Here is a 12555-nt window from a genome sequence, read left to right as displayed (position 1 = left end):
AATATTTTTTATCGAATGTTCTTACTCAATGTTTACCCATAATAATTTACCGCGGCAAAATCATTATTCCGGAAAGAGCTGGGGCACCAGCCAGAAACTTTCTCCTGCTAAGTCCTGATATTTTTCTGCCTTTTGATTCCATTTTTCAGGCTTTAATTGCTCTCTTGCAATAATCAAGGCATTTGCCCACTTCCATTATAGTGTCGGCACCTTTATATTCATACTCAATATTCGCCGGAATAGGCCACTTATTATCACGAATAAGCTGTAATACCTGGGCAATTGGAGTATCGCCCTGTCCGAAAGGCATATTTTCCCCCTGGTTCTTTTTGCGATCCTTTACGTGTATACTGTGGATCTTTGCATGGTGCTGCTTTATATACGCCACCGCATCAAAATTGGCGGCTGTAAAATGGCCGATATCAAGGTTGATCCATAAATAATCGGATAGACCATCCATGGCGCGGGCAAAGCTATCAGGAGACGAAAACTCATTAGGCTTATCTATGTGCGCATGATTGTGCATCGCCACTCTCATCTTATATTTCTTCGCATACTCATCCACACGCTTCATAACACTAACGGTTGCAGAACTTGTGACAGTGTCTACTCCGAGTGTTTGAGCAATTCTAAAAACAAGATCTAGTTCCTCATCAGAAATGCCATCTTTTATTCCACCGTTATATGCCTGAATACTAATCCCGGCCCGATCAAATTGTGACTTAATTGATCTAATTTCATCCATTGAAAGCTTTTCGCGCCATTGCGCCAATTGTTCTTGCTTTTTCTTAGCGTCTGCTCCTGTCTGACCTGCTGCCCACTGATTATTGCGCGGCTCAACATGGCCCGCCCACAGTTCGCAGCTTTTTACGCCAAGCTGTTGCATGGCTTTGATCGCTTCGACCAAAGACCGATCACGGAAACTATAGGTTTGTACACCCAGCACGATTCCCAGCTCCTTGGCATCACTGGCTGCCTGGCTACCCTTTAGCGCCGCGGGCACGACCGAAGTGGTACTGCAGGAGGTAAAAACAGATGGTATAAAAGAACCGGCAAGTCCTGTTAAGATGAGTGAATTCCACTCTCGGCGATTAAATTTTTGAGGCATGATGACTGAATTTTGTTAAGAGTTCTCTAATTTATTACAACTTATTAAATGTGATTTTGGCGAATGAATTCTTAAGAATCCGGATGTTGTAATTCCGGTTATCGGTTTTGACAATCTTTATATTGCGTAACGACATTCCAGTTGAAGCACCATCCATTGTATCGAAACCCTTTGCAGAATATCTAGTCGCATTAAAACCGTCAACCACCAGGTTTATATTCAACTCTGCTTGTTCCTGTCCTTTATTAATCAGGTAAACCCACATCATTTTACCATCAGAACTTCTTACTGCCAGGTTTACTAAATTCTTCTCTGTGCTCTCACTGAGTACCTTCTGTTGGCCTAAAACATCTTTATACAATGCAAACATATCATATGTTTTATTAGGTCGGTACTGCTCCTTTTGATTCAGCAAAGAACGAAAAGCATTAGTTGGCCACGAAAGCGGCCAGAATGTTGACATAAATAAGTCACCTTGAATATACTGTGTGAATTGCTCAGATACCATCAAAGCCGACTCCGACTGAGTTGGAGATACGTTACCATCCCCCACAGGGCCGATATTCCATTCCAGGATCACCAATTTAATATTCGGGAAACCGGCGTCAGCAAATACCTTCTCAAAAATTTGCCGTTGTTCGTTGTAAGGCTTGATACCTCTATGCTTCATCAGGCCTTCTTTTTTCCAGTTCTCGAACGTAGCATTTTTAAATTTCCAATACATATGCACGTCAATCAAATCGATATTCTTACCTGCCCTGGCCAGTAAGACTTTAGTATAATTATCGGCGTTAGGATGAGTATTAGCTACGATCTGTATGTTGGGATCAACCTTCTTCATAGCAGGCACATAGGTGTTTATGGCTTCCGCATATTGCTCCGGCGTAAACGTATAATTAGCATCTGGTTGATAGGGTTCGTTATCCAGATAGTAGTATTTTACTTTCACACCTTTTGACAAACAGTGTTTCATGAGGCGTACTGCTTCATCAACCCCATCCTGCAGACGATTATGTTTCATTCCGGAACCCATGTTTATTCCCAGCAGCGGTTCTATATTCTGGGTTTTAACAACCCCCAGATACTCGTCGATATCCATAAAAGTAGATGGATCTGTGTTTTTAGCGGGATCAAATTCCGCTGACCATGTATCGCTCCAACCCTGGCCTGTAGGTTTTTCCCAATGGTATCTCGTTACCACTGTCCCGCCCGGATAACGGAGCTGGGCAGTACCCAAAGCCTTTATCATGGCAGGAACCTTTCCATTGCCACTTTGCCAGCCAGCATCGCTTTCATAGCAGTACACAATATTGAAGCCCATAATTTTGGGGCTGACCACTCCTTTTTCTTCTGCCGCATTTATTAATACTTTCGCATCTTCCTGCGCAGACACCTCATTATTGATCAGTGATAATTGTACCAAAATGTATATTAATCCCAGAGTTTTAAATGATATTTTGCGCATAAAATGTTATTTGGGCGGGTCTCCATCTTTTACGCATCGGAAACCCAAATTATTTGAAGCACTGTTTATTTCTCCTTTACCCCTGCTTCCGGGACGGTAACGGATACAGTATTGGTCACTGCAAAGGAAAGAACCGCCTCTTTGCACACGTTTAACTGCATTTGGTTCATCCGGATCATAACTATCTGCAGGTCCCTTCGGGTTTTTGGCCGGGCTCTTACCATAATAGTCGGGTCGGTAAAAGTCATTACACCACTCCCAAACATTCCCATCCATATCATACAATCCGTATCCATTTGCCGGAAATGTTTTAACCGGCGCAACATCAATAAAACCGTCTTCACCAGTATTTGCATCAGGGAAATTACCCTGGTAAATATTTGCCTTCCACTTCCCGCCTGGCTTAAGCTCAGAGCCCCAGTAGTACTGCTGTTTTGCCTTGCCGCCTTGAGCTGCATATTCCCATTCTGCTTCAGTCGGAAGCCGCTTTCCTATCCAATCAGCAAATGCTAAAGCATCTGTATAACTGATATGCACCACCGGATCATTTGGTTTTTCAGTGATTGAGCTTTGCTGACCGAAAGGGTTTCGCCAGCTTGCGCCCGGAACATACAACCACCATTGCATAGGATTATCGAGTGAAACAGGCTGCGGGGTTGGAGTAAAAACGCCTGATCCCGGAACAAGATTTTCAGGCGGTATTCCGGGAAAGTCTGCTGGATTAATAGGCTGTTCGGCGACAGTTTTATAGCCGGTAGCCTGTACGAATTTCTCATATTCAGCATTCGTTACCTCATGTTCATCCATCCAGAAGCCGTCTAAAGCAATGCTATGTAGCGGAGTCGCGTCTTTATATGCGGGGTCTTCGGATCCCATTTCAAACGTGCCTCCCGGTATCCAAACCATTTTCTGCGGAACGGTGTCTACAGCTGCCCCGTGGGTTTTTGAATCTTCCCCGGGTTGAGATTTCAGGTTACACGCGGTGATAAAACAAACCAGAATGTAACTGATCACTACTATCCAATTTTTCATCAGTTTATATGTGATATCCAATTGATTACAGGTTCATTTTCTTTAGTTCCTTAACGGCATAATCGCAAGCCCGCGCTGTTAAAGCCATGTAGGTTAACGATGGATTCTGACATGCTGATGAGGTCATACACGACCCGTCAGTTACAAATACGTTGGGAACATCGTGCATTTGGTTCCATTTATTTAAAACAGAGGTCTTCGGATCATTTCCCATGCGGGCGGTTCCCATTTCATGAATTGCCATCCCCGGAAAACATCCATTATCATATGTTTTTACGTCCTTAATACCTGCACTTTCCAGCATTTCAGCGGCATCGTTTTGCATATCGATCCTCATCTTTGCTTCATTTTCCTTGAACTCGCAGTCTATAGCAAGAACCGATTGCCCCCACTTATCTTTTTTAGAGTGGTCCAGACTTACTTTATTATCGAAATAAGGAAGCGTTTCGCCAAACCCACCCAAGCCCATTCTCCACGGGCCTGGCTTTGTAAGTTCTTCCTTGAAATCTGCTCCAAATGCCAATTCTGCGACTTCTCGCTGCCACCCGGTTCTACTGGCCCCCCCCTGATAACCGAATCCCCGCAAGTAGTCTCTCTTATCGCTGCCTACATTTCTGAATCGCGGTACATAAATACCATTGGCCCTTCTGCCATAATAATATTTATCGTCGAACCCTTCTGCCCTCCCCTGGGCACCAGTCTTGAAATGATGATCCATCAGATTATGACCAAGCTGACCACTCGAGTTGCCCAGTCCGTCCGGGAAAGTGTCTGATTTTGAATTCAGCAACACGAACGTTGTTCCAAGGGTTGAACCGTTCACAAAAACAATTTTGGAATAGAATTCCAGATTTTCATTCGTTTCAGCATCTATTACCCTTACACCCTTAGCTCTCTTTTTATCTTTATCGTAAATTATTGAATTGACGATAGAGAATGGCCGCAATGTCAGGTTTCCTGTCGCTACAGCCGCAGGCATTGTAGAAGACTGCGTACTAAAATAGGCTCCAAAAGGACAACCTCTATTACACATGTTCCGGTATTGACAAGTTCCCCTGCCGTTATGTGGCTGAGTCAGATTTGCAACTCTACCCATTGTTAAAACCCGTGAGCCTTTATATTGCTCAGCCATGCGTTTCTTCACATGTTGTTCCACGCAGTTCATTTCCATGGGAGGTAAAAAATGGCCATCGGGAAGCTGGGCAAGCCCTTCATTTTGGCCACTTATCCCTGCAAATTTTTCTACATAGTCATACCATGGAGATATATCCTTGTAACGGATCGGCCAGTCAATAGCAATTCCATCTTTCTTATTCTCTTCGAAGTTCAGGTCACCAATCCTGTAGCTTTGTCTTCCCCACATTAACGACTTTCCCCCCACGTGATAACCTCTGTACCAATCAAATCTCTTTTTCTCAGTATACGGGCACTCCAGGTCATTAACCCAAAGTTTCTCATTAAACTCTGAGTACGGATAATCCCGAATTTGTACTGGATGTGATTTTATCTGATCCTGAGTTAGCCTCCCACGGTGAGCAAACTCCCACGGCGACTTAAGCGCGGTATCATAGTCTTTTACATGTTCAATATTTCTACCTCGTTCGAGCAGCAATACTTTTAAACCCTTTTCAGTAAGTTCTTTTGCAGCCCAACCCCCGCTAATTCCTGAGCCAATAACTATAGCATCATATGTGTTCTGCTCAACAGCTTTATTATTTATGTACATTTTGATCAGTTTAAATTTATAGAGCCCATGCTTTTTGTCCCGGTTTCAAATCTACGCAACCGACAAACTTTCCAGGTATGGGTAGATATGCCAGAGCCTCGGTCGAACCAGTTTGTGATGTAAAGTAACCGAGGATTGTAAGTTCACGAATCACCTGAAAGAAATGTGTTTTTGGTTTTTCTGAGCCTGGCGTGGTATTCATTCCGGATTTCTTCTCTGCTGCATCAATCTTTTGACGATTTCGTTCATCCTTTCGCAACTGTATTGTCTTATCTGCAATCTCCTTAATGACACTATTCTTATTCGATAGGTTGAGGTTTACGAATGAATTTTTAAATCTTTCCGTGGAGATTTTATTTACTGTTGCCAGGCCTTCAACAAAAATTTTCTGAGCATCAGCCGGATAACAGTCTTTGATCATCAGGGTGATAAACGGCCCAACCCCAGCTGCCTTCGCTCCTGGCGTACCTGTTTTCGGAATAATTACATCGGCTATCTCAGCTACCAGCGCTTCCTGATCCTTAGAAAATGAAATGTTTCCGGGCTTAATCAGCGTCTGCCCATTGGCATCGAATAACACACCGAAAGTGGACGCAGAAATAACTCCGCCAAATAACAGGGTGACATTCTTTATTGCTTCTCTTCTTTTCATAAATAAACTATTTATACATTTCTACCATGTGTTCTTATACAAATGATCGTTCTTCTTTTCGTCGATAGCCTTAAGAGGAATATATAAACCATTTGTTTTATCCAGCCAGGTCCACAACTTTTCATTCAAACTTTTAGCAACCCCCTGCAATTCCGGCTTTCTGATAAGGTTGTTAACTTCATAGGGATCCTTTTGAATATCATATAATTGATCGATGTCCCATAGGCCCTGACTGCGGATAAACTTGTACTGATCAGTCCGCACTGCATACTGCGTTGGCGTTTGGGGAAACGCATTTTCCCAATAATATTCGTAATAAACTTCCTTGCGCCAATTAGGGTCCGGCAGGCCGTTAAAAAGGCGCAGAAAAGATATGCCCTGCATTTGCGCTGGCTTTTTAACGCCTGCCATTTCAAGAATTGTTGGTGCTATATCCACATTAAGTACCATTTCCTTGATCTTTGTACCAGGTTTGATTAGTGCCGGTGCACGCGCGATCAATGGAACCCGCATGGATTCTTCGTATGCATGCCTTTTATCAATCAATCCGTGCTCTCCAAAGGAAAAACCATTATCGCCCATGTAAACTACCAGGGTTTCTTTATCCAGCCCATTTGCTTTAAGGTAGTCCAAAACACGGCCTACGCTATTATCAAGACCGTTTAAGGTTTCCAAATAATCGATATAAAACTGATCGAAATCTGTCTGCCCATGATACATAAAGTCTACTCCGTGCCAGCTATACCTTTGAGCTTTTACCCATGCAGGAATATCTTTATAGTTGAAAGTAATTCCGGTCGAATCTGCCTGCTGGCCTTTATTGAATTTCTTGCTTTTAGCATTGGCAGTTGAGAACATTGAAACCGGATATTGGATTTTAATATTTTTGTATGCTCCAATATCTCTCCTAGCAGGCTTGAAATCAGAATGAACTGCTTTATGCGATAGGTAAACAAAAAATGGTTTTGTCTTATCGCGCTTTTCAAGCCAATCCAAGGTAAGATCAGTGAGCACATCTGTAACGTAAGAACTATCTTTATATGCGACTAGCTTTCCGTCAATATTCATTGTAGGATTATAATACACTCCCTGTCCGGAAAAGCTTACCCAGCGATTGAACCCTGGACGCGGTTCACCGCCGCCGCCACCCATATGCCATTTCCCGAAGAATGATGTTTGATATCCAGCCTTTTGGAGATATTGAGGAAAATAAGTTAAAGATTTAGGAGCTGGAGATTGATTATCAACCACAGTATGTGTGTGCGCGTATTGACCCGTTAAGATGGACGCACGGCTTGGCGAGCAAAGTGCTGTGGTAACAAATGCATTTTGAAAATGAGCACCCTCATTAGCAACTCTATCAAGATTCGGCGTCTTTAACCCGGGCACTTTACCTGTAAAGCCCATAAAATCATACCGGTGATCGTCAGACAGGATAAAGATGATATTTCTGGGTTTCGTACCCGGAATTTTTTCAATCTGTAAACTGGCGGCGCTCTGCGCGATGGAAAATCCTGAATGGAGCATCAAGATTATCACAAAAAATATCTTATTACAAATGTGGTTTTTTCCTTTTGACTGCATATTTTGATTAGTTGTTATAAGTAAATTCAATCTGATCACTGCTTTTGTAACCAATTCGCTCTGCCACAGCAATGATTTTCTGCCCTTTGTTCATTCTGACCGGCCCTGAATAAAGTTCCCATTCACCCGGACGAACGTTTGATGTTTCATTCAACATCTTGTAAGAGACAGATGCACCGGGAGTTTGAGATGTAAGGGTTATTAATCCCGCGACGGATTTTAATCTTGGTTTCTGCGTAACTGGCTGAATCATGTTAGGCCAGATCGACGCAACCCAATCCTTCTCTGTAATAAATCCTTTATCCTTCGTATGAACCATCCATTTCTCGAGAGCGCCACGAAGCTCTTTTAATTTTGACGCGTAAAAAGGGTCGGTGGCCAGATTTTTAAGTTCAAATGGGTCATTTTGAGTATCAAAAAGCTCTTCTTTGTCCTTAGTTTTTCTAAACCACAATTGTTGCACTCCTTCAAGCTTCCCTTCTTTTTCGAACCGCAGCAATTCGTTCATTAAGTCCATCTGCTTCCTGTACGCTATGTTTTGAATGTACGGCTTTTCCGGCTGAAAATTCTTGATGTATTTGAATCGTTCATCCCGCACCGCTCGTACCATGTCGTATTCGGAATCCATTCTGTCGCGGGCAGCATAAATATATTTACGCGGTGAAACTGCTTTTGAAGCACCGGCAAAAGCTTGGCCCTGCAGGTATGAAGGAATTTTAATATTAGCTAATGATAAAGTTGTTGGAGCAAAATCAACAAAACTTACCAGGTCTGCATTGACTGTTCCTGCAAACTTTTTATTCGGGTAGCGAATGATCATGGGAACATGTAAACCTGTATCATAAATCTCCCTCTTCCCTCTTGGTATAGGCCCGCCATTATCAGTATACCACACTATAATCGTACTATCCAATAACCCGTTTTCCTCAAGTTCTTTAAGTTTCTCCCCGACCTCCTCATCCATTTCCATAATATTAGAATACATCCGGGCAAGATCTCTTCGGATAATGGGTGATTCCGGATAGTAAGGCGGCAGTTTAACTTTTGCCGGGTCCACCAACAAAGGGTCATTTTTCCTTGCCCAAATTTGTGATTCGTGGGTCACTTCGAAGTTCACAACGGAGAAAAATGGCTTACCTGGAGGGCGGTTCCTCCAATGGGCTTTTAAGCTACTTTCATTCCAGCCTGAGAGGGGGGCTACAAACTGATAATCTTGTTTGTTATTATTTGTACAATAATATCCCGCGCGCCGCATCAATTCACTTAGCATTTTTACCTCAGGCGGCAGAACAACCGAATATTTAGGCAGTCCAATATTGGGGTAAGGATTTAGCGTACGCATATTATTTGTGCCAATACTTGTTGGATACATACCAGTAATGAGGCAAGACCGGCTGGGTGCACAAACGCCGGAAACAGAAAATACATTAGTAAAGCGAACCCCTTCACGGACAAGACGGTCAAGATTCGGTGTTTTTGCGGTCGAATCACCATAGCTGGGTAAATAAGGGCTGATATCTTCTGCTACAAGCCATAATATATTATATCTCGGTGCAGGTTTCGTCTGTGCTTGCACGCCGGCTCCAAACGTAATAGCAAAGCCTGTGATCCAAATGGACACCAATACGACTTTATTATTTTTAAATATCTTTCTCATATAACTGGCGGCGAATTACTCCGACTTACCCTTTGGCAGCCAGATCACTTTTTCGGGGGTCTGTCCTTTGTCCCCTGTCTTAACGATCCACTCATCAAGAATCTTGCGCATCGCCGATATTCTGGAGCTGTACTTAGGATTTAAAGCCAGATTATTTATTTCATTGGGATCCTTCTTAATATCGTAAAATTCCTCCGCGGGTTTCACTGGTGCTACAAAAAGCGCCTGAGCTGGTGTTAGCTTACCTTCCGAATTTAATTGCTTGAGTAAGTTCCAAACCGGGTATTGTGTCTCCTTATAATTATTTACCTGCATGTAAGGCCTTTCAGGCATGTAATTTTTTATGTACTTGAATTTATCCGTTCTAACGGCGCGCATCATATCAACCGTTTCGTCCATACGGTCGCGCGCCGCAATGATATACTTCCTCTTAACAACGTTTTTGCCCAAAAGAGGCCTGCCTTCGATGTGTTTAGGCAAATTAACTCCTGCTATTTGCAGAACCGTAGCTGAAACGTCTATAAGGCTTACCAGGTTCTTATTAACGCTGCCTGCCTTAAGATTTTCCGGCCATTTCATCAACAAAGGAACTTTTATGCCGCCGTCGTAAATAAACTGTTTATCTCTTACCATACACCTTCCGTGGTCACTGCTGAAAATTACCACCGTGTTCTCAGCTATTCCTTCATCATCAATTCGCTTAAGAATGTTGCCAACATAAGAATCCATCAGCTGAATAGATTCTAAATACGTAGCCCAGTCTTCGCGAGCTATGGGATGATTCGGGTAATATGGTGGCAACACCACCTTATCGGGATTTATCTGGGGCTTATGCTTTTGAACCAAACCTTTCCACACCGGCCCCCGATGTGTTACACTAACCATCAGCTGCGCGAAAAATGGTTGCCCTTTTTTACGATCTTTCCAGTCACTTCCATCAAAAATTGATTTGTCCAAGTTAAAATTATAGTCTGTTTTACCGTACCCACGCAAGCCGTCCTCCTTCACTTCCCCAAGGACATTATAATACCCTTCTTTTTTCAGATACTCAGTGATAGGTTTAACGGGTTTCGGCAGATCATATCCATCATCCCGGTGACTTCTGTGGTTCTGTGCATCAATACTGGTTTGATACATCGCTGTTATCAAGGCCGACCTGCTGGTAGAACAAACGGGGCCTGTTGTGAATGCGTTTGTATACTTTACTCCTTGTGACGCTAGTTTATCCAGGTTAGGGGTCTGCACAAGCTTGTCGCCGTAACATCCCATTTCCGGACTCATATCCTCTGTGATTATCCAAATGATATTTGGCTTCTTACCCTGCGCCAAAGCTATCATGGAAGAGAAAAATATTAAAAGGAAAACTGCCGGAAAATATTTGAATAAATGCTGCATTTAAAATGATTTAATTATTTAGATAGACACATTAAATTCCCTCAGGTACTATGTCGAAATGAAAATAATTGTAACAATAATATAATACCCCCCGCTTCTCAGTTGATATAACGTTCGGCCCTGTCCTGAGTGTCAATCAACCGTATATCAATTATACACCTTAAGACGTTTATTAACGATTATTTAACAGATATATTTAAACCAACATTGAAAATTGCCTGTACAGGATAAGATATCGCAGACTGCGAATCACCTGACTGGCGCACAACCTCCGGATCAACTCCGTAGCGATTATAGGATGCCGACCAGGTATGAAGGTTATAACCGCTGGCATATACTCTGGCGTTTTGAAGCCCTGCTTTATTCACCCATCTTGAAGGTAAAACATACCCTAGTTCCACAGACCGGATCCGCAGATAATCGCCGCTGATAGCCCAAAAGCTTGAATTGCTGGCTGTGGTCATATATGTTCCGTGAAAATTACTGACCAGGGACGGAAATGATGCAGTTGATGCCGTTTCCTGTGTCCAGCGGTTCAGATGGATTTTTTGCAAATTTCCTTTAAAAGGCACGGAATAATTGTAATTGATCTGTACATCCGAATTCAGCGCGGATTGCAGCATCACATTCAACGATAACTTTTTATAAGTGAATCCTGTAGAAAGTCCGATAGTTGTATTGGGAAGGTTTGAAGTACCAAAAAAGCCCCGGTCATCGTCTGAGATTACTCTATCCCCATTTAAGTCACGGTATTTAAGAAACCCGGGCAAAGTTGTTCCTGGACCCCATGCTGCAGTAGTTGAGCCTATGTGTTTGGGAACTGTAGGATCTTTTGCTTCAGCCTCCGAATAATAACCATCCCAAATAAATCCCTGCTGCTCACCAATTGACCGGCCGGTTTCCCGCTTCCAGGGAAATAAAGGGGTTACTTCGTCTTTTTCCAGGATAGTATTCTTCGCATAAGAATAATTTCCCTTGATATTAAAGCCAATATTCTTTCCGATATTACCGGCATAGGCCAGTTCAAATTCATGCCCTATGTTGGTTACGATCCCAAGGTTAAGTGGCGGAAGCTGTGCGTCAGGTATACCAAAATGGCTGGGAACCGTATTTCTGCGGGACAAGATATCGTAACGGCGGTTATTGAAAAAATTGATTGAACCTGAGATCTTGTTCGCCAGGATCCCGAACTCCATCGCATAATCGAGTTTTCGCTCCTTCTCCCAGGTTACCTGGTCGTTAGCTAACGAGCCGGGAACAATGGAGGTAACTGCTACGTTGCTTTCTCCGAAATATCCAATTCCCCCTCGGCCGTAGATTTCTTCGTACGAATTCTTGAAATTTCCCAGGTCATCACTTCCGGTGATTCCATAGGATCCGCGGAACTTAAGCAAGCTAATGAATGGAGCGTTCTTCTTCATGAATTTTTCTTCGGAAACTACCCATCCTGCACTCCCCGCAGGGAAAAATCCAGACCGGCGGTTTGCAGCAAAACGATCAGATCCGTTATACGCGCCGGAAGCTTGTAATATATATTTACTCTTATAATTATAATCTATACGTCCAACAATTCCTCGTGCATTCGTGGGAATATAATTTGATACACGAGTCGGATCAACATTCAGCCTGGTCGAATCAAGCTTTGAATATTGGTTCACTACCACCAACCCGCCAACATTATGATCCTTAAACGAGCGCTGATAATTCAACGTTGCTTGCAGGCCGGATTGGCGCCTGGGGTGGCCACCTGAATACGTTAAGTTGTATGGCTCAATTCTATAAACATTTACGTTTCTCGGAGTATAACTGCCTGTTGCTGGATTGTAATAAAAAGAAGGGAAGTTTCCTACGTCTAGTGATCTTCTGGAACTCGTGGCGTTAGCTGACTCGTCCTTAATTAGGTTGACAGTTTTTATAAAGATAAATACATTTATTG

At 42.9% G+C, this 12555-nt stretch carries 9 protein-coding genes; all 9 read right to left on the bottom strand.

All coding sequences use genetic code 11. The features are described from left to right. Positions 1 to 145 precede the first annotated feature (145 nt). The gene (locus tag WKF69_RS01840; protein ID WP_340379067.1) at positions 146 to 1108 is read right to left on the bottom strand and encodes a TIM barrel protein; all 963 of its coding nucleotides are present in this window, start codon (positions 1106 to 1108) and stop codon (positions 146 to 148) included. A 34-nt stretch (positions 1109 to 1142) separates the two neighbouring features. Then, positions 1143 to 2573, bottom strand: a complete 1431-nt coding sequence (locus WKF69_RS01835; RefSeq protein WP_340379065.1) for a hypothetical protein — start codon at positions 2571 to 2573, stop codon at positions 1143 to 1145. Positions 2574 to 2579: 6 nt separating this feature from the next. Then, positions 2580 to 3605: a formylglycine-generating enzyme family protein gene (locus tag WKF69_RS01830; RefSeq protein WP_340379063.1), complete on the bottom strand. Its 1026-nt coding sequence runs from the start codon at positions 3603 to 3605 to the stop codon at positions 2580 to 2582. A 25-nt stretch (positions 3606 to 3630) separates the two neighbouring features. Then, on the bottom strand, positions 3631 to 5331 hold the full coding sequence (locus tag WKF69_RS01825) for a GMC family oxidoreductase (RefSeq protein ID WP_340379061.1): 1701 nt from the start codon (positions 5329 to 5331) through the stop codon (positions 3631 to 3633). Positions 5332 to 5347: 16 nt separating this feature from the next. After that, a complete protein-coding gene (locus tag WKF69_RS01820) occupies positions 5348 to 5983 on the bottom strand; it encodes a gluconate 2-dehydrogenase subunit 3 family protein (RefSeq protein WP_340379060.1) in 636 nt (211 codons plus the stop codon). A gap of 21 nt (positions 5984 to 6004) precedes the next feature. Next, the gene (locus WKF69_RS01815) at positions 6005 to 7510 is read right to left on the bottom strand and encodes a sulfatase (RefSeq protein ID WP_340379058.1); all 1506 of its coding nucleotides are present in this window, start codon (positions 7508 to 7510) and stop codon (positions 6005 to 6007) included. Between the two features lie 64 nt (positions 7511 to 7574). Then, positions 7575 to 9224, bottom strand: a complete 1650-nt coding sequence (locus WKF69_RS01810) for a sulfatase (protein WP_340379056.1) — start codon at positions 9222 to 9224, stop codon at positions 7575 to 7577. 15 nt (positions 9225 to 9239) lie between these two features. Further along, entirely contained in the window at positions 9240 to 10619 is a 1380-nt protein-coding gene (locus tag WKF69_RS01805) for a sulfatase (RefSeq protein WP_340379054.1), read from the bottom strand. Between the two features lie 179 nt (positions 10620 to 10798). After that, the coding region (locus WKF69_RS01800) for a SusC/RagA family TonB-linked outer membrane protein (protein ID WP_340379052.1) at positions 10799 to 12555 on the bottom strand (1757 nt) is incomplete at its 5' end.

The organism is Daejeonella sp., from assembly GCF_037719425.1.
Lineage (GTDB): Bacteria > Bacteroidota > Bacteroidia > Sphingobacteriales > Sphingobacteriaceae > Daejeonella.
The sequence above is the reverse complement of the archived record's forward strand: the minus strand, read 5'-3'. Positions and strand labels throughout refer to the sequence as shown.